The 18256-nt window shown below is 57.6% G+C and carries 16 protein-coding genes and 1 pseudogene; 11 read left to right on the forward strand and 6 right to left on the reverse strand.

The features are described from left to right. Positions 1–154: 154 nt before the first annotated feature. Complete coding sequence (locus BM235_RS07935) at positions 155–2527, forward strand: alpha-L-arabinofuranosidase C-terminal domain-containing protein (RefSeq protein ID WP_255374202.1); 2373 nt, start codon at positions 155–157, stop codon at positions 2525–2527. A 13-nt stretch (positions 2528–2540) separates the two neighbouring features. Here BM235_RS07935 and BM235_RS07940 read toward each other — a convergent pair whose 3' ends face one another. Continuing rightward, positions 2541–3821, reverse strand: a complete 1281-nt coding sequence (locus BM235_RS07940; RefSeq protein WP_090112207.1) for an adenylosuccinate synthase — start codon at positions 3819–3821, stop codon at positions 2541–2543. A 111-nt stretch (positions 3822–3932) separates the two neighbouring features. Between BM235_RS07940 and BM235_RS32910 the strand changes: the two genes are divergently transcribed. Together BM235_RS32910 and BM235_RS32915 are read left to right on the forward strand one after the other, a co-directional pair. Beyond that, entirely contained in the window at positions 3933–4115 is a 183-nt protein-coding gene (locus BM235_RS32910; RefSeq protein ID WP_369803486.1) for a helix-turn-helix domain-containing protein, read from the forward strand. Positions 4116–4261: 146 nt separating this feature from the next. Next, positions 4262–4839, forward strand: a pseudogene (locus tag BM235_RS32915) (LysR family transcriptional regulator substrate-binding protein). A 30-nt stretch (positions 4840–4869) separates the two neighbouring features. Here BM235_RS32915 and BM235_RS07950 read toward each other — a convergent pair. Then, positions 4870–5751 carry a LysR family transcriptional regulator gene (locus tag BM235_RS07950; RefSeq protein ID WP_090111401.1) on the reverse strand — a complete coding sequence of 294 codons (882 nt, stop codon included), beginning with the start codon at positions 5749–5751 and terminating at the stop codon, positions 4870–4872. A gap of 109 nt (positions 5752–5860) precedes the next feature. Between BM235_RS07950 and aroC the strand changes: the two genes are divergently transcribed. After that, positions 5861–6916 (forward strand): chorismate synthase, encoded by a 1056-nt coding sequence (gene aroC, locus BM235_RS07955; RefSeq protein ID WP_090111403.1) that lies wholly within the window; start codon positions 5861–5863, stop codon positions 6914–6916. Here aroC and BM235_RS07960 read toward each other — a convergent pair. The 3 genes from BM235_RS07960 to BM235_RS07970 all read right to left on the reverse strand — a co-directional run bounded on the left by BM235_RS07960 (position 6913) and on the right by BM235_RS07970 (position 10103). Further along, the gene (locus tag BM235_RS07960) at positions 6913–8205 is read right to left on the reverse strand and encodes a glycoside hydrolase family 27 protein (protein WP_090111405.1); all 1293 of its coding nucleotides are present in this window, start codon (positions 8203–8205) and stop codon (positions 6913–6915) included. The two genes, aroC and BM235_RS07960, sit on opposite strands and share 4 nt — an antisense overlap. A 116-nt stretch (positions 8206–8321) precedes the next feature. Further along, on the reverse strand, positions 8322–9206 hold the full coding sequence (locus tag BM235_RS07965) for a helix-turn-helix domain-containing protein (protein WP_090111407.1): 885 nt from the start codon (positions 9204–9206) through the stop codon (positions 8322–8324). A 30-nt stretch (positions 9207–9236) separates the two neighbouring features. After that, positions 9237–10103: an AraC family transcriptional regulator gene (locus BM235_RS07970; protein ID WP_090111409.1), complete on the reverse strand. Its 867-nt coding sequence runs from the start codon at positions 10101–10103 to the stop codon at positions 9237–9239. Positions 10104–10227: 124 nt separating this feature from the next. Between BM235_RS07970 and BM235_RS07975 the strand changes: the two genes are divergently transcribed. The 6 genes from BM235_RS07975 to BM235_RS08000 all read left to right on the forward strand — a co-directional run bounded on the left by BM235_RS07975 (position 10228) and on the right by BM235_RS08000 (position 16715). Next, complete coding sequence (locus BM235_RS07975; protein WP_090111411.1) at positions 10228–11763, forward strand: glycoside hydrolase family 31 protein; 1536 nt, start codon at positions 10228–10230, stop codon at positions 11761–11763. A gap of 157 nt (positions 11764–11920) precedes the next feature. Continuing rightward, positions 11921–12640 carry a gamma-glutamyl-gamma-aminobutyrate hydrolase family protein gene (locus tag BM235_RS07980; protein WP_090111413.1) on the forward strand — a complete coding sequence of 240 codons (720 nt, stop codon included), beginning with the start codon at positions 11921–11923 and terminating at the stop codon, positions 12638–12640. A 107-nt stretch (positions 12641–12747) separates the two neighbouring features. Continuing rightward, complete coding sequence (locus BM235_RS07985) at positions 12748–13371, forward strand: zinc dependent phospholipase C family protein (protein WP_158543696.1); 624 nt, start codon at positions 12748–12750, stop codon at positions 13369–13371. 13 nt (positions 13372–13384) lie between these two features. Further along, positions 13385–13783: a VOC family protein gene (locus tag BM235_RS07990; protein WP_090111417.1), complete on the forward strand. Its 399-nt coding sequence runs from the start codon at positions 13385–13387 to the stop codon at positions 13781–13783. A 61-nt stretch (positions 13784–13844) separates the two neighbouring features. Then, positions 13845–15989: a winged helix-turn-helix domain-containing protein gene (locus tag BM235_RS07995; protein ID WP_090111419.1), complete on the forward strand. Its 2145-nt coding sequence runs from the start codon at positions 13845–13847 to the stop codon at positions 15987–15989. 66 nt (positions 15990–16055) lie between these two features. Then, positions 16056–16715, forward strand: a complete 660-nt coding sequence (locus BM235_RS08000; protein ID WP_090111421.1) for a DUF4386 domain-containing protein — start codon at positions 16056–16058, stop codon at positions 16713–16715. Positions 16716–16721: 6 nt separating this feature from the next. Here the strand turns inward: BM235_RS08000 and BM235_RS08005 are convergent, their stop codons facing one another. Continuing rightward, positions 16722–17099, reverse strand: a complete 378-nt coding sequence (locus BM235_RS08005) for a hypothetical protein (RefSeq protein WP_090111423.1) — start codon at positions 17097–17099, stop codon at positions 16722–16724. A 160-nt stretch (positions 17100–17259) separates the two neighbouring features. On the opposite strand from BM235_RS08005, the gene BM235_RS08010 reads away from it, so the two are divergent. Continuing rightward, a complete protein-coding gene (locus BM235_RS08010) occupies positions 17260–18252 on the forward strand; it encodes a cation diffusion facilitator family transporter (protein ID WP_090111424.1) in 993 nt (330 codons plus the stop codon). The last annotated feature ends 4 nt before the right edge of the window (positions 18253–18256 follow it).

The raw sequence follows: 18256 nt of genomic DNA on the forward strand, positions 1-18256 counted from the left end.
CATGGGCCATTTGTCTTTTCATGCCATTAAATTTCGCATCATCGGTCAGGTTTTTCTCGATCATCGATCATTTACGGTGCGAAATAAAGATGAGATTCTATTGATACAGAACACGCGTTGCATGCGGCGAATGACACAAAGGAGCGAATCGAAGTTGACTATTCCAGGCAGATTGACGGTAAAAACACGGCAAAAAGGAGCGCCGCTGAGCGATCTTTTCGGCATCTTTTTCGAGGATCTCAATCACGCCGCGGACGGCGGGTTGTATGCCGAGCTTGTCCGCAATCGCTCCTTCGAGTTCGATCCGATCGATCATCCGGACTATCGCGCGCTGACGGGTTGGGAGAAGATCGAGCGCGGGGCGGGCAAAGCGGACCTCGCCGTCGAACAGGCGTATCCGATCAACGATCGCAATACCCACTATGCGGTCATCGACATCAAGCAGGGAGGAGAAGGCGTCGGCCTTACCAATCTGGGCTTCAATAACGGCATACCCGTTCGAGCCGGCGAGCAGTATCGGTTTTCTGTCTATGCGCGGCGGGATGCCTCCTTTGAGGAGCCCGTGCGTATCGCGGTCGAGGGCGAAGACGGATCGGTCCATGCGGAGGCGGCCATCCAGGTCGATTCCTCCGACTGGAAGCGGTACGAGGCGTCGCTGACTGCGCGCGCCACCGACTTCGGCAGCCGGTTGACGATCCTGACCCAAGGAACGGGGAGGCTGTATCTGGATATGGTGTCCCTGTTTCCTGCGAAGACATTCCGCGACTGGCCGAACGGGCTTCGTGAAGATATCGCGCAGCTATTGGCCGATCTGAAGCCGAAGTTCATGCGGTTTCCGGGAGGCTGCCTGGTGCACGACGGTTCGCTGAATGCGGAGGACCGGGATTCGATGTACCGGTGGAAAAACACGATCGGCGACGTCGCGCAGCGGCCCTCCAGACGCAACAACTGGCGGTATCATCAGACGCTGGGACTTGGCTACTATGAGTATTTTCAGTTCTGCGAAGATATCGGGGCGAAGCCGATACCGATCCTGCCGGCCGGCTACGATCCGCATCACAAGCGAATCGTGCCGATCGCGGAGCTGGGCCCGTGGATCGACGATGCGCTTGACCTGATCGAATTCGCGAACGGCGATTCGTCTACCGAATGGGGGAGCCTCCGCGCGAAGCTCGGCCATCCGGCGCCCTTCAATCTCGAATACATCGGCATCGGGAACGAAGAGGTGGGCGCGCCGTTTTTCGAACGGTATGCGCACTTCCACCGGGCCATCAAGGACAAGCATCCGGCGATAAAAATCATTAATTCCAGCGGCCCCTTCGCTGCGGGCGGCGAATACGAACGCGGCTGGCGTTCTGCCAGAGAGCACAAATCGGATCTGGTAGACGAGCATTACTACCAGTCGCCGGAGTGGTTTTTGGCCAATGTCCGCCGGTACGACAGCTTCAAGGCGGACGATCCGAAGGTGTTCCTGGGCGAATACGCTTCGTGGGGCAATGCCTATTACAATGCGTTGGCCGAGGCCGCCTTCATGACGGGACTCGAGCGGAATGCGCATGCGGTCGGTTTGGCGTGTTATGCGCCGCTGCTTTGCAACGTCGATTACGTGAATTGGAAGCCCGATCTGATCTGGTTCAACAACCACGAGGCGTTCGGAACCGCTAATTATTACGTTCAGCAGCTGTTCATGCGCCATCAAGGCGACTACTTGCTTCCCATCGAGGCAGCCGGCATGAAGGCGCCCGAGCCTATTCGGGAAGCGACGCCCATCCGCGGCAAGTTCGGGCTTGGCGCGAACGCGAACGCGGTCGAGTACACCTCGATCCGCTTTATCAACCATGCGACGGGCGAGACCCTCTCCTTTGCGGATACGGCGCTTGACCGGACGGGCGCGGGCGACAAGCAGACCGCCATGCTGGGCGCCACCGATTGGGAGGATTATACGCTGTCGCTCAAAGCCAAGAAGACAGGCGGCGGTCAATGGGGATTCGCCATTTACTTCGGGTGGGCCGACGACCGGCATCATTTGCAGTGGGACATCGGCGGCTGGCAGAACCAGGATTCCATGATCCACGCCGTAGTCGGCGGCAGAGGTTCGGTACTGACCCAAAGCTTGTTCGAAGTACAGAACGGCGTGGAGTACGACCTAGCGCTTCGCGTTACGGGGAGAAAAATCGTCGCCTCCATTGACGGAGTCGTCGTCGCGGAGACCGAGGACCATATGCCGTATATCGAGCCTCTCTATTATTCGGCGAGCTTGGAGGAAGCGACGGGCGACACGATCGTGAAGATCGTCAACGTCCGCGGCGCGTCCGAGACGGTGGAGCTAGCGTTCGAGGGCGTGGCAAGCGACCGTGCGCTCGTCGCGGAAGTTCATGAACTGAGCGGCTACGATCTCGAAGACGAGAATTCGTTCGAACAACCGGCCAAGATCGCGCCGCGCACGAAGAACCTCACGGTCGAGGGGCCGGCATTCGCGTACGAATTTCCTAAGCATTCGGTGACGGTTATTAGGGTGCGGGGGTAATCAAGCTACCCTCCTAGTTAATCCATATTGTCTGCTCTCTTCGAGGCCCTACGGACACGCATCCGACTTTGACGCCGGCCGTCTCTTCAACGAAGGAGATATAGCCGCGCGCTGCGGCCGGAAGCTCCGACAAATGGCGTGCGCCGGAGAGATCCGAGTTCCAGCCGGGGAGCATGCGATATACGGGCTGGGCTTCGTCTAGCTTGGCGGACACGGGAAAATGCTTCGTTACGCCCTCCGGCAGCTGGTAACCGATGCATACCGGAATTTCAGGAAAATAACCTAATACATCCATATTCGTCAGTGCGATCGTCGTCGTGCCTTGAAGCCGGCAGCCGTATCGCGTCGCTACCGCATCGAACCAACCGACGCGGCGCGGTCGGCCGGTGGTGGCGCCGTACTCGCCCGAGTCGCCCCCAAGTCGACGAAGCGTCTCTGCTTCCTCGCCATGAAGCTCGGTTATGAACGGCCCAGCCCCAACGCAGCTGGAATAGGCTTTGACGACGGCGATGATGTTGGTAATGGCGTAAGGCGGCAATCCGGCACCGACAGAAGCATAGCCGGCCAGCGTCGAAGACGACGTCGTGAACGGATAGATGCCGTGGTCGGGGTCTCGCAGTGCGCCTAACTGACCTTCGAGCAGTATCGTTTTTCCCGATTCATAAGCTTCCTGTAAAAGCACGGTCGTGTCGTCTGCGTACTGACGCAGCTTCTCTGCAAGCACCAACAGCGACGGCATTACCTTCGCAGCTTCGACTGTCGGAGCGCCATACAGATTTTCCAGCAGCACGTTTTTCGCCGTTAAGCTTTTTTCCAACCGCATCCGCAGCCGATCCGCATCGAATAGATCCGACATTTGAATGCCCAGCTTCGCATATTTGTCCGAATAAAAAGGCGCGATCCCTCTGCGGGTAGAACCGAATCCCTGGCTGCCGAGCCGATCCTCCTCCAGTCCGTCTAAAGCCCGATGCACCGGCAAAACCAGCTGCGCGCGATCCGACACGCGAAGCTTTGGCGCAGGAACGCCCGCGGCTTTTAGCTCCGCCAGTTCTGTTAAGAGGGTCTCGGCGTCAAGCGCGGCGCCCGGACCGATCACATTCGTGACCTGCGGATGGAACACGCCGGAAGGCAGCATATGCAGCGCAAATCTGCCGTATTCGTTCAAAATCGTATGACCGGCATTGCTACCGCCTTGAAACCTTACGACGAACGCCGAATCCGCCGCCATGGCATCCGTTATTTTTCCTTTTCCTTCGTCGCCCCAGTTCGCCCCAACGATCGCCGTCGCACTCACGATGCTCACGCCTTCCATCTTGTAGTGGTTTTACGTCTTTGAGTATACTTGGAGGATTGATATCAATAAAATTGATCTTAGTAATATAAGATATAAAGTGAGGTAATGAATGTGGATCAGGATATCAGCTTGGACTGGTACCGGGTGTTTTTCTGGACAGCGAAGACGGGCAGCCTGTCCCGAGCCGCCGAACGGCTCTACATCACGCAGCCGGCAGTGAGCCACACACTGAAGCTGCTCGAGAGCAAGCTGGGCGGACAGCTCTTTTTCGCACCTCAAGAGGCGTTCAACTGACCGCTGAAGGACAAGAGTTGCTGCGGCACCTGGAAGTCGCTTTTCTCGCGATCGAGAGCGCGGAGCGGCAATTAGCGGAAAGGCATGGATTGAGCAGTGGGGAGATCCATATCGGGGCGAGCGATACCTTATGCCATCATTACCTGTTGCCGTACTTAGAACGGTTCCGCAGGGAGTATCCGGGCATCCGAATCAGCGTGACGAACAGGACGTCGCCGGAGACGGTAAAGCTACTGAAGGAAGGCCGTATCGATTTTGGCATCATCAGCCTGCCGGCATCCGATCCGGCGATCGACGTCCGGGATAGCATGCAACTCCATGACTGCCTTGTTGCCGGGCGCGCCTTTTCGGACTTGGAGGGGCGCCTTTTTTACTGGCCGAATTGCGCGATTACCCGCTCTTGCTGCTTGAGCCGGGCGGGACGACGCGGCAATATCTCGATGCCTATGCGCATGCGCACGGAGAGACTTTACAGCCTGAACTTGAGCTGGGCAGTCTCGATCTTCTGGCGGCGTTTGCGAAGAGCGGTTTTGGACTCGCTTTTGTGATCAAAGAATACGTCTTGGAAGAGCTTGCTGCAGGCCGACTCGTCGAACTGGCGCTCGAGCCTCCGGTTCCCTCTCGACGGATCGGCATCGCGACGCTAAAAAACGGATCTGTGTCCGCGGCAGGCAAGGCGTTTATCGCCCTCTTGCTCGATGAAAAAAAGGCTGGGGCCGATTGAAGCACTCGGTTTGTCCAACGGGGGGAGACGTCAGTGATCCAGCATTTCGATAAAGGCTTTGGCTGAGAGCGAAGGCGCCGAATCCTTTCGCGAGGCCATTCCGAAGTGCCTTGCCGGCAGCGGAACTTGTGTGTTTAGCTCCAGCAACGAGCCGCTTGCAACGCGGGAAGCGATGAAGGCTTTTGGCACGAAGGCCACTCCGTAACCACGCTCCGCGAATTCTGCAAGCATCTCAAGACTGCTCAGCTCGAAGTCGGCCTCCGCCTCGATCCCATGCGATCGGAGCCAGCTTTCGATGAACAGCCGGGTCGAGCTGCCGGGAGACAGCATCAGAAGGGGGAGCTCCGCTAGCCGTCCCATCGACAGCGGCTCCTTGGCCCAATCGGCATGAACTTTTCCTACTACAGCACAATAGGGCGAAGCATGAGAGGCGCCTACCTTGATCTCTTCGTCCTCGAGGGGCAAATGAACGAAGCCCAAGTCTAGCGAACCCTCCTTTAACCTTTCCACAATGCGGCTGGTCCGTTCTTGCGACAATTGAATACGGATAGCGGGATATCGGGCGTGGAAGGCGTCTAGCGAGGGGAGTAGAAAGTCTTTAATGATCGCTCCGTTCGCACCGATCCGCAGCCGGCCCTCCTCGTATTGCTTCAACTGCTTCATATGATGCTCTGCCGAATCAAGTTCAGTAAATGCGTGCCGGATATATCGGTACAAGGCTTGTCCTTCCGAAGTTAACCGGACCCCTTTGGACAGCCTGTCAAACAAGACAACTCCCAGTGCCTCTTCCAGCTGCTTGATCGCATAGCTTACCGAAGGCTGCGTCATGTGAAGGCTTTGCGCGGCTTTGGTTAGATTGGCGGTCTCTGCGGCCTGTAAGAAAACGCGATACCATTCCATATTCGCGATCATGTGATATCGATCCTCTCTATGGCAAACGCCGATTTTTCTGATTTCATTTATTGCAAGTATATCTCTAAACTCATAGAGAGGGAATCTTAACGCGTCGGGAGGCGGCGGCATGGCTGGAAGTACATTCGGGGAACGCTTGAAAATGACGACGTTTGGGGAGTCGCATGGAGTATCCGTAGGCGTCATTGTGGAAGGCGTTACGCCGGGCGTTGAGCTTGACGAGGCTTATATCCAGGTTCAAATGGACCGGAGGAGGCCGGGTCAGTCCTCGGTCACGACCCCAAGAAAGGAATATGACAAAATTCGCATCCTGTCCGGCGTCTTTGAAGGGCGAACGACAGGGACACCTTTGTGCATCATGCTCAACAATACGGATATGATCCCTTCGGCGTACGACGATATCAAGTCGATGTACCGGCCCGGTCATGCCGATTTTACTTATGATATGAAGTACGGCTTTCGCGACTATAGAGGGAGCGGCAGGGCTTCCGGGAGAGAAACGGCAGCGCGGGTGGCGGCCGGGGCAGTTGCGCGCAAGCTGTTGGAGCGAAGAGGCGTGTCTATTCTGGCGTATACGACTGAGATCGGCGGCATCCGGTGCGAGACATTCGACGCGAATGCGATCGATCGCAATATCGTGCGAGCGTGCGACGCTGAAGCGGCGGTACGCATGATCGAACGCGTTGAACGATTAGCTGATGAAGGGGACAGCTGCGGGGGCATCGTGGAATGCAGGATCGGCGGCGTCGCGGCGGGGCTTGGGGAGCCTGTGTTTGACAAATTGGACGCGGAACTAGCGAAGGCGATGTTGTCCGTCGGCGCGATCAAAGGGATTGAATTCGGAGCGGGTTTTCAAGCCGCTTCGATGCGAGGAAGCGAGCACAACGACCAGATGGATGCAGACGGATTTGTGACCAACCATGCCGGCGGCATCGTCGGCGGCATCAGTACCGGTTCGGATATTGTGTTCCGCGTCGTCGTCAAGCCCACGTCATCCATCTCCCTCGCGCAAAGGACCGTTGACGCAGAAGGCCGGGAGCGGGACATCTCGACGATCGGCAGGCACGATCCGTGCATTTGTCCTCGGATCGTGCCTGTAATCGAAGCAATGGCGTGCATGGTCATCGAAGATCATTACAAGAGACAGGCTGCTTTATTAGATTAGCGCGAGCTCAGCCTCACCAGCCTCGCGCCATGCGACGCGACCTCCAGCTCCAGCTGCTCCCCGACCGGCGCAAGCGCCGACGAAGCCCACATATCGAACACCGTAGTGTCGGAGCCTCCTCTCAAGCCGAGCGCTTCCAGTGCGACGTCCACCTGCAGAGGCGCGTCGCCGGTGTTGAACAACGCGACATACCGCACGCCGTCCGGCCCGTTCGACGTCCAGACGATGCGGTCGCCGTCCCGCGACACCAGCCTGGCGTCCGTCCCGTCGCGATGCATCGCGAGCACGTCGCGGTTCGTGAGCAGCGACAGCGTCCAATCGTCGTTGTCGTTCAGTTCGCCGCCGAAGAACAGGGGAGAGCGGAACAGCGTCCATAGCGTCATCATCGTCACCTGCTCGTCCTTGGTGAAGCGCGTCCAGCGGTCCGCGCCGCCGCCGTCGACCGAACGGATGCCGATATGCCCGAGCGGCAGCATGTCGCAGTCCGGCCAATGTCCCGGTCCCGTCCGGCCCTGCCACTTTTCGCAGCGGTCGAACATGTCGAGCAGCAGCTCCCATAGGTCCCAGAAGTCGTCGGTCATCCGCCACATGTTGGCGTTCGCCTCCAGGAAATCGGCGTGCGCGATCGGCGCCGGTCCCGGCGACAGGCTCAGCGTCATCGGCCGTCCGCAGCGGTCGATCGCCGCCCGGATCATCGCGATCTCCGGCAGATGCGTATCGTACAGCCGGGATGCGGCGATATCGTCCACCTTGACGAAGTCGACGCCCCACTGCGCATACAGCTCGAACAGCGAATCGTAGTAGGCCTGCGCGCCCTCCTTGGATGCGTCGACGCCGTACATGTCGGTGTTCCACGGGCAGATCGAGTTCGGATGCGCGATGTCGCGCGCGGTGGCGGATGTGCCTTTGATCGGCGTAGCGGCATGCGCGGCTTGGCGCGGGATGCCCCGCATGATGTGGATTCCGAATTTGAGTCCGAGGCTATGAACGTAATCGGCGAGCGGCTTGAAGCCTTGGCCGTCTGCAGCGGAGGGGAACCGGTTCGCGGCGGGCATCAGCCGCGAATACGCGTCCATCTCGAGCGGCACGAACGAACGGTATTGCGAGGAGACGGCGCCAGGTTCGTACCACTGGATATCGACTACGACGTATTCCCAGCCGAAGTCCTTCAGGTGCTTGGCCATGTAGTCGGCATTGGCGCGGATTTCTTTTTCGGTCACGGCGGCGCCGTAGCAATCCCAGCTGTTCCAGCCCATCGGCGGCGTCGGGGCGATCAGATGATGATTCAAGCGGAGACACTCCCTATCCGAAGAGATATAATTGCGGTTGTGTCCTCATCATAATGCCGCCGGGACTTGCTGAAAACCGTAATTTTGGACGATGGATAGCACAAAATTGCTGCTCGTTATGAGTCGTAGAACAACCGGCTGTACGGGAGCTGACGGCCTTCGCGATACTGGCCGGGCGTCTGACCGGTCAGCCTGCGAAACACTTTGATAAAATAACTGCCGCTCGAATATCCGACGGCGGAGGCGATCGCTTCGATGCTCCAATCGGTCCGGCCGAGCAGCTCGACGGAGCGTTCGATCCGCACGCGGTTCAAATAATCGTTGGGTGTCTGGCCGACGTAACGCGAGAAAGTCCTAAGGAAGTGATACTTGGACAAGCCCGACTCGGCGGCCAGCTGCGATTGGCCGACCATCTTGGCGTAGTTCGCGTCGATGTAGCGGACCGCCGCGCGGACGGTATCCGGCCAAGCCTCCCGCTCCCGATCGGGAGCGGAAGCGAAGCGGGCGAGCGCCATGACGAATTGATAGACGTGGGAGGAGGCGGTGTACGGGTCCGTTATCTTGCCGTCGCGCGCTTCCTCGAAGATCGCCCGCAGCTTGCGGATGGGGGCGCTGCCCGCCGGCAGCTCGATGACGTCTCCCAGCTTGGACTTGATCGCTTCCCAAGCGGGGAGGAGAAGGCGCGGTCTGAACAGCAGAAAATAAAAGGCCCATTCCGCCTTGTCTGCAGGCAGGTAGTAGCAATGGTCCCCGGGAATCTCGACGAGAAAGGCCGAGCCCGTGCCTACGTCTTCCCGGCGCTCCCCGATCTCGACGGCGCCTTCGCCTGCCAGCGTATATTGAAAGAGCAGGAGTGGTCCGTCGTCGCGTTTCAGGCCGTCCCAGCGATACGTAACGCTGGTCTCCCGTTCCCGTCCGACCGCAAATAAGCCGCAAAGCGGCAGCTCGGGGGAATCGGCGAAGCGGAAGCCGTAGGTTCCGTATTCGGCGGCTTCGGTCATTTCATCGTCTCCTTTCCGCACCCCTCAAGGTCAATCATAATAGATGGCATCGTACGGGAACTCCAGCTTCTTCTTCCGGTACGCGACCGGCGACATCTTCATATATTCCCGGAACACCTTGCCGAAGTAGCTCGGACTGTCGAAGCCGCACCGCCTGCCCACTTCCTGAACCGGCAAATCCGTCGTTCGGAGCATCGCAATCGCGGCTTCCACCCTACGGTCCCGCAGGTAGGCAAGCGGCGAGGTGTGCTCGGCCTTTTGGAACAATCGGCAAAAATGATATTTGTTCACCCCAAGCGTCCGGGCGATCTCATCGAGCGTTAACGGCGAGGCGAAGTTCGCCTTCATGAACTGCTTGGCTTCTTGCAGAAGCGTGTGAGACTTCGAGCTGACTTCCCGCCCCGATTCCCGGCTCGATTGGAGCAGCGCGAGCATCCACTCGTAGGCGAGGACGGACAGCCGGTACTTATCCGTTATCTTTTCCTCGGAGATCGCCCGATAGAGCTTCCACAAATGCAAGATCAAAGGCGAATCCGCATCCCTGCGAATGACCGTCCCTTCCTGCTCAAGGACGAGGTCCCAGATCCGGCTGGCTTCGTCGCCCCGCAGATTGAGCCAGATGACTTCCCAAGGGGCGCCGTTCTCCTCGTAATAATAGCGGTGGCTGCTCGGAATTCGGACGAGAAACGCAGACCCTTTCGGCAAGGGAACGCGCTGCTGCTCGTATTCGATATAGCCTTCTCCGCTAAGCGTATATTGGAAGATGACATGCCCGCAATCCGGGCGGTTATCGCCCGAAAAGGCATATTCGGCGCTCCGGATGCGCTGCCAGCCGATCGAATCGACGGTCAACATCGCATGCTCTTCATGGCGGAATCCGTAGACGGATGGCTCCATCTTCTCGTTGTCTCCCATTTCACATAAGTCAATTTTGTTATAGTATAGCGCACAATCTTAAGATTGTCCTCCGAGGGGCCGGGCGGTAAGATCGAGGTGCGAAGCAGTCCCTTAAGGAGGCCGTATGGATAACGAAACGATCCGAATCAATTTGCTGGAAAACGAATATTGGTGGGGCGGGGCGGTCAGCGACGGCGTGCAAATGCCGTTCGGCGAGCGGGACCACCAAAGAGACTTGTTCGGCGACGCCGGCTACAACCAAGCGAGTCCGCTGCTGCTCTCCAGCCAGGGGAGAAGCGTCTGGTCGGAAGCGCCGTTCCGATTCGCGTTCGAGGACGGGGCGCTGATCGTCGAAGGACAACGGGGAACGATCAAGATCGAGCAAGGCGGGGAGAATCTGCGGGAGGCATTCGGCCATGCGTCGCGCGCGTATTTTCCGCCGTCGGGAACCTCTCCGGACCCGCAGTTTTTTAACGTGCCGCAGTACAACACATGGATGGAGATGAGCTACGATCCGACGCAGGAGAAGGTGCTGGCGTATGCGGAAGCGATCGTCGCGAACGGATTTCCGCCGGGCATTCTGATGATCGACGACAATTGGCATGAGGATTACGGCACGTTGACATTCCATCCGGGACGCTTCCCGGACCCGAAGGCGATGGTCGATCGGCTGCATGCGCTCGGCTTTCGCGTGATGCTGTGGGTCAGCCCGTTCATCAGTCCCGACGGGGAGGTGTTCCGGTATCTTCACCGGTACGGGTACCTCTTGCGCGAAGCGGACGGCGAGCCCGTCGTCCGGAAGTGGTGGAACGGCTACAGCGGGATCGTGGACGGTACGAACGAAGCGGCTATGAATTGGTTCATCGGGAAGCTCGATCGGCTCATGGAGACGTACGGAATCGACGGATTTAAGCTGGATGCCGGAGATCCGCAGTACTACAAGCCGTCGGACGTCAGCGCCCGGCCGGCGACGCCGAACGATCAGTGCGAAGCGTGGGCGCGACTGGGACTCCGGTATGCGTTCAACGAATACCGGGCCTGCTGGAAGCTGGCCGGCCAGCCGATCGTCCAGCGCTTAAGCGACAAGAACCACAGCTGGGACGGAGACGGCTTGGCCAACTTAATCCCGAACGGCCTGGCGCAGGGGCTGCTCGGCTACGCATTCAACTGCCCGGACATGGTCGGCGGGGGGCAGTACGAGGATCTGATTCGTCCCGACTTCGAGGTGGATCAGAAGCTGTTCGTCCGATACGCGCAATGCTCGGCGCTGTTCCCGATGATCCAGTTTTCCACGGCGCCTTGGCGAGTCTTGGACGATCGGCACTTGGCCTATTGCCTGGAGGCAGCCAAGCTGCACTGCCGGCTCGGGCCCGAGATCGAACAGCTCGTCGCGCAGTCCGCGGAGACAGGCGAACCGATCATGCGGCATATGGCGTACGTATTTCCGGAAGGCGGCTTCGAGAAGGTTTCCGATCAGTTCATGCTCGGGAACGACATCTTGGCCGTGCCGGTATTGGAGAAGGGGGCAACCTCGCGAAAGGTCGTCTTTCCGCAAGGAACGTGGCTGGGAGACGACGGCAGCACAGTTAACGGCCCCATCGAGATCGTAGTAGAAGCGCCGCTGTCCAGGCTTCCCTGGTATCGACGCGCTTTATCGTAAGAAAGCGAAAGAGCCCTCGTCGCAGAGGGCTCTTTCGCATTTCCCGATTGATAGGCGGAATCGTGCAAAAGGTTCGCGTAGTTGTCCGAAGGCCGAGATGATAAAATGGATGAAATAAATAGATACATATATAACGATAGGCGTGGAGGCAGCGGACATGGAGAGACCAACGATTGGCGTACTGCCCTTGTATGACGGAGACAAAGATAGCTATTGGATGCTTCCCGGCTATATGAAAGGAATCGAGGATGCCGGCGGAACGCCGTTCATGCTGCCGCTTACCTCGGATGTCGAGCAAATTGCTCGGATCGCCGATCTCTTCGACGGCTTTCTTTTCACTGGCGGACATGATGTGAATCCCGAGCTGTACGGGGAAAAAGCGGAAGCGGTATGCGGGGAGACGTGCGGCGAGCGGGATGCGATGGAGGCGGCCTTGTTCGACCAGGTCGTACGGCAAGACAAGCCGGCGTTCGGCATTTGCCGCGGACTGCAGCTGTTTAACGTTCTACTCGGCGGGACGTTGTACCAAGATATTCCGACGCAATTGCAGTCTGACTTGAAAGTCGCCCACAAGCAAGCGCCCCCTTACTCGAAGCCGGTCCACCCCGTATATGTAGCGCAGGAAACGCCATTCTCCGGCATCGTCGAAGCGAAAGTTTTACAAGTAAACAGCTGCCATCATCAGGGCATCAAGCGGCTGGCCCAGCAGCTTCTGCCTGCAGCCAAAGCCGAAGACGGCTTGGTCGAAGCGGCGATGATGCCGGACAAAAAGTTTGTTGTCGCCGTTCAGTGGCATCCTGAGTTTAACTACAAGACGGATGCGCCTAGCTTTAGACTGTTCGAGGCGTTCGTGAAGGCGTGCAAGAGCAAGAGTTAGGAAAACGATGCTCTATGCGATTCAAGTCCACCCATCAAGGTGGGCTTTTTTTGCTTGTTCTGATTCGCATGCACGTAGTGGCAGAATATGGTCATAGGAGGTGTCCGATGGGATCTCGGTTGATGCACTTAATCATTGGCGAGATGGTGGCTTCCAGCCTTGATTTAGCGGACAAAAAAGACTTTTTAATCGGTTCTATCGCGCCGGATGCGGCTTTCTCGCCTGAAAGGAAAATCGTTACTCACTATTTCGAAGGAGATGTAGACAAAAGAACGAGGCAGGTCAATTATCAAAGATTTATCGATACATACTTAACGGAAGCAAGGGATAGCTACTCGTTAGGCTATTTGACTCATTTAATCGCTGATAGCGTATGGATGGAATTCATCTACTACCCCAACGACTTTAAAGAGAAGCAAGATTTAGACCCGACTTTTCTCCCTAAATGGCACTCGGACTTTAGGAAACTGAATACAAAATTGCTGAGTCATTTTAAAATGGAATACCTTAAAGATTGGTTGACGGTCGATGCTCTCCCAAGAGAAATCGATGATATTACGCGGGACGACCTGCAAAAATTTATTGCGTGGATGTACGATGATTTTGAAATGGTAGAACAAAATAAAACTTGCGACCTTGAAGTGTACCATTTCGATCAAATCCTCGCGTACATCAACTTATCGAAATCAAAGGCTTCTGCCGTCCTTCAGTTACTCGAGAGTAAAAATTAAAGGAGGAACACAGATGACGGTGATCGTTAAAAATTACGCGGTCGTTCAATTGCCGGTTCGCGATTTGGAAGCTTCGATCGGGTGGTATAAGGATGCGCTAGGCATTCCGTTCACCTTCGCATACACACCCGGAGATCAAGAGGCATGGCTTAACGTCGGCGGCGTCGGTCTCGGGCTTATTCGCTGTCTAGAGGTGCCGAGTTTGAACTTCGCGAACAGCAGGGGAGAGCCTCAGCCGATCATTTCGCTGCAGGTCGACAATATTCACGAGGCTTACGAAACGCTGAAAACGAAGGGGGCAGACGTGGGCGAACTGGTGTACAAGCCGCAAGGCGGCTACAGCTTTACTTTCCGCGATCCGGACGGACATCTGGGTAATTTGTGGGGCGGATGGCCGAAGGAGGAACGCTAGAATTCAATTACTCCGGCAGTCCGCTCTTTGAGGAAGCCATCCCCGATGGTAAGATATAACTATGTCGACCACCATACTAGCCACCAAATTTCATTTACCGCAGCGCCGCCCCGGAACGGTGCTTCGCCAGCGGCTGATCGATAAGCTTCGGCAAGGCCTGCACCGCAAATTGACCCTGATCTCCGCGCCCGCCGGTTATGGGAAAACGACGCTGGTCGTCGAATGGATCGCCGATGGCGGCCGGCCGGCGGCATGGCTGTCGCTGGACGAAGGAGACGGCGAGCTTACGCGCTTTTTGACCTGCTTCATCTCCTCCCTGCAGACGATCGGGGAGAAGATCGGGGAAGGCGTCCTTGCCGTGCTTCAATCTCCGGCTCCGCCACCGGTGGAGTCGATTCTCGCTGCGATCGTTAAGGAAACCGCTGGCATGCCTCCTTTCATACTCGTTCTTGACGATTACCATGCAGCGAGTACGAAGCCCGTCGACGAAGCTGTATCCTTCCTGCTTAACCATCTTCCCGCACAGGTCCATCTGGCGATGATCACGCGCGAGGATCCGCTCATTCCGGTAGCCCGGCTGCGGGCGCGGGACCAGATGACCGAATTGCGCTTGGACGACCTGAGATTTACGCCCGAGGAGATCGAAGGATTCCTGAACGGCGTCATGGGACTCCATCTGCCCCCGGACCAAGTCGACGTACTGGAATCCCGTACGGAAGGCTGGATCGCCGGACTGCAGCTGGCTGCGCTCTCGATCCAAGGAGACCGCGGCACGGACCGTTTTATGCAATCGATCTCCGGCAGCCATCGGTTCGTGCTGGATTATCTAGTCGAAGAGGTTCTGCAGCGGCAGCCGGAAGCCGTTCAGGACTTTTTGGCCCGGACCTCCATCCTCGACCGCTTATGCGGCTCGCTTTGCGATGCGCTGCTGTCCGAGCCCGAGACACCGGGCGCGCAGCGGCTGCTTGATCTTGAACGCCAGAATCTGTTCATCATTCCCTTGGACCATGAACGACGGTGGTATCGTTATCACCGCTTGTTTGCCGAGTCCTTGCAGAGAAAGCTGCAGGACCGTCTCGACGCGAGCGGTATCGCGGAATTGCACGGCCGAGCTAGCCTATGGCATGAGGCGAATGGCTTCGAGATCGAAGCCTTCGGCCATGCCGCGGCGTCTGCCGATATCGACCGCGCCGCACGGCTGCTCGAGGGCAACGGGATGCCGCTGCATCTTCGCGGAGCGGCAAGCCTTGCGCTGCAATGGCTGGCTTCGCTGCCTCGAGCCGAATTGGACGCCAGGCCCGCATTGTGGGTCATGTACGGATCGGCGCTGCTGATCACGGGCAAGCCGACGCATATCGAGCCTAAGCTGCGAGCGGCGGAAGCGGCGTTCGAAGGCGCCCCGCAGGACGTCCGCGTGAGAGACTGGATCGGCATGATCGCCGCGACCCGGGCCGCGGTGGCCTCGCTCGCGATGGCTGCGACGCCAAGCGGATCCGAGCTCAAATTGCAGGCAGCCGAGGCGTCCATGCGAACGACGAAGCATGACGACAAGACCGAGGACTTGATCGGTCTGATCGCGCCTGCAAAGGATTCGGGAGCGGACCCGAACGGCGAGATTCTGGACCAAGTCATCGCCCAATCCAGCCGCGCGTTGGAGTACCTCCGTCCGGATCAACTTTCCGTTCGCACGTCTGCCGCATGGATGCTGGGCGTCGCGAGCCAACGGCGGGGAGACGATGCCCAGGCCAGACAGGCTTATCGCGAAGTCATCTCCTACAGCGGCCAGTTGGGCCATACGCTGATGGCCGTCCTGTCATGGATCGGACTCGGTCAAATTGATGAAGCGGACAAGGAACCGGATTCGGCGGCAGCGTGCTACGAAGAGGCGCTTCGGCTAGCCGGCGACGTGCCGCTTCCGGCGCTGCGCGAAGCGCAAGCCGGTCTTAAGCGCGTGCGGACGGACCGCCAGCCGGGAGCGAAGGGCGGCCTGATCGAGCCGCTCAGTCCGCGCGAGCTCGAGGTGCTGGCGCTCATCGCCGAGGGACTCTCCAATCGGGACATCGGCGAGCGGCTGTTCTTGGCCCTGGACACGGTCAAAGGGCACAATCGGAGGATTTTCGAGAAGCTGCAGGTGCAACGACGAACGGAAGCGATCGCGCGCGCTCAAGCGTTGAATCTGCTCCAGCCTCCCCAGGAACCACACTAAAGTGTCTACTGGCCGCCACGCGCCCTTCGCTATAATTCGTGTATCACAAGCGAAGGGGAGATCGGCATGAGCGGAATGGCAAGGGCGGCAGGGGCGTTGTTTTTATTATCGACGGCGGTCTATATGATCGGGAGCGGTCTGCTGAATCCCGTTCTTCAAGGGTCCGACGTCCTCGGGCATATCGAGGGAGAACGAACGAGCGTAATCGCGGGAACGCTGCTGGAGCTCATCAACGCCGCGGCGGTCGTGGGGATCGCGATGCTGCTGTACCCTATTTTAAAAAAGCAGCACGAGGCGTTTGCGCTGGGGTACTTCGGCACGAGGATCATCGAGTCCGCGATTCTGATCGTCAGTTTGATCGCTCCGATCGTTCTTCTCGCGTTCGGCGAGGACGATGCGGCGGCGTCGGCTTCCGATCGTTCCGCCTTTCAAGCGATCGCCGACTTCGCGGTAGAAGCGCATTTTATGCTTTTTCAGTTGGCGATGATCGTGCTGGGTTTAGGCAGCCTGCTATTTTGTTGGATGCTCTACCGTTCCAAACTGGTTCCTCGATTTTTGCCCGTGATCGGCTTCGTCGGGTATGCCGGGTTATTGACAAGCAGTTGTCTGTCGCTGGCCGGCCGGGATATGGGGGCCGTACTGTTTATTCCGGGCGCTCTATTCGAGATTGCGCTTCCGCTCTGGCTGATCTTTAAGGGCGTTAAGCTGAACGCGGAGAAAGCCTGAAGACGCCTATTCGTATACGCCTTGCTGTTTGACGTCATTAACGATATCCAACGCTTCGCGTAGATTGTCAAGATTTCCGTCGTCGTTGTATTTCTCCACCAGCTTCGCGGCGTACGACAGATCGTTGGATGCCCCATAATCGGTAACGGCATTCGCCAGCGCTTGATATACGGCAGGGTCAAGGGCGCGGCTATCGATACGAGCGATAGACGAACCCCGGTTCGCGACGATTCGCTCCAGCCGCGCGCTTGCCTCTTCCAGCGATAAAGTCACGGCGGGCCTGCTTGCAAAAGCGTCGGGCAGCAATGTTTTAAAAGCGATTCCCCCGACGATCGATAAGGAGAGAAGGAGCGCGATTCCGTCCTTCCACAAATGCTTCATCATGAAGAGATCCTCTTGAAAATTATAAATTAACCATATATGGGTAATGCCATTATAATGGATGAATGGTCATGCGCAGAATAAAAAAATAGAAGTTAGCGCGACATTCATCGCGTTTTTCGCTTAAAAAGTTTTTGAAATCAATTAGGAGGGACTTTACATCGTGGAATCGGACAGTCAGAGGACAAGCTTTATCGCATTGTTGAAAAAAGGAAATACCTCTTCGGCGGCGGCCGCCATCGGCAATACCGGGGTTGCGATCGTCAAAGGGATCGCCGCGGCCACGACGGGCAGCGGGGCGATGTTCGCATCGACCATGCACTCGATCGCCGATGCCGTAAATCAAGCCTTTGTCTTCGCCGGAAGCGTACTGGCGGAGAAAAAGCCGACGCGCCGTTTCCCAACCGGGTTCGGCCGGGTCATCAACTTGTTCTGTATGGTGGCCGTCATCGTCGTCACCATAATGGCATACGAGACCATGCTCGAGGGCTTCCACTTGCTGAAGCACCCTTCGGCTGAATCGCACGGTTTCTGGTTTAATCTCATTGTGTTGCTCCTATCCATCGCGGTCGACGGATTTGTGCTCATAAAAGCGATGAAAGAAATCGTCCATGAGTCGCGCGCGGAAGCGAAGGGGCTGGCGATCATCCCCCAAGCGTTCAAAAACGTAGGGCGCGCCGCGCCGCCGACGCGTTTGGTCTTTTACGAGGATCTCGTAGCGACGACGGGTGCGCTTTTGGCGCTGCTGGCCGTTGTGGTGACGTCGCTGACGAGCTTTCATCTGCTTGACGGCATCTCGACCATCCTCATCGGCTTATTAATGGTCGGGGTCGCGTTCAAGGTCGGCTACGATAACATGGTCGGGCTCATCGGCGTATCCGCGCCTAGGGACGTGGAGGATAAAGTCGCGCAGATCATTTTCTCCAACAGCTACGTGACCGATATTTATCAAATGCGCATTCTGCAAGAAGGCCGTTACTACCACGTCGAGGGACTGATCGAGCTGCGACCCGGTCTGACGCTTGCGGACGCGGACGATATTAAGTTCAAGATTCGAGATCGTCTGCTGCTGGACGCCGACATTGCCGACGTGACGATCGGGATCATCGAAGACAATGGCGTGAAGAACTGGAATCCGGAACCTGTTAACTCTTAAGAAC

Source organism: Cohnella sp. OV330, from assembly GCF_900112065.1.
Taxonomy (GTDB): Bacteria; Bacillota; Bacilli; order Paenibacillales; family Paenibacillaceae; genus Cohnella.

Coding starts and splice junctions, on each gene's coding strand:
- BM235_RS07950 (WP_090111401.1), bottom strand. CDS start 5,751: ATGATCGCGAATATGGAATGGTATCGCGTTTTCTTACAGGCCGCAGAG.
- aroC (WP_090111403.1), top strand. CDS start 5,861: ATGGCTGGAAGTACATTCGGGGAACGCTTGAAAATGACGACGTTTGGG.
- BM235_RS07970 (WP_090111409.1), bottom strand. CDS start 10,103: ATGGAGCCATCCGTCTACGGATTCCGCCATGAAGAGCATGCGATGTTG.
- BM235_RS07980 (WP_090111413.1), top strand. CDS start 11,921: ATGGAGAGACCAACGATTGGCGTACTGCCCTTGTATGACGGAGACAAA.
- BM235_RS08000 (WP_090111421.1), top strand. CDS start 16,056: ATGAGCGGAATGGCAAGGGCGGCAGGGGCGTTGTTTTTATTATCGACG.
- BM235_RS07975 (WP_090111411.1), top strand. CDS start 10,228: ATGGATAACGAAACGATCCGAATCAATTTGCTGGAAAACGAATATTGG.
- BM235_RS07995 (WP_090111419.1), top strand. CDS start 13,845: ATGTCGACCACCATACTAGCCACCAAATTTCATTTACCGCAGCGCCGC.
- BM235_RS07985 (WP_158543696.1), top strand. CDS start 12,748: ATGGGATCTCGGTTGATGCACTTAATCATTGGCGAGATGGTGGCTTCC.
- BM235_RS07965 (WP_090111407.1), bottom strand. CDS start 9,206: ATGACCGAAGCCGCCGAATACGGAACCTACGGCTTCCGCTTCGCCGAT.
- BM235_RS07990 (WP_090111417.1), top strand. CDS start 13,385: ATGACGGTGATCGTTAAAAATTACGCGGTCGTTCAATTGCCGGTTCGC.
- BM235_RS08005 (WP_090111423.1), bottom strand. CDS start 17,099: ATGATGAAGCATTTGTGGAAGGACGGAATCGCGCTCCTTCTCTCCTTA.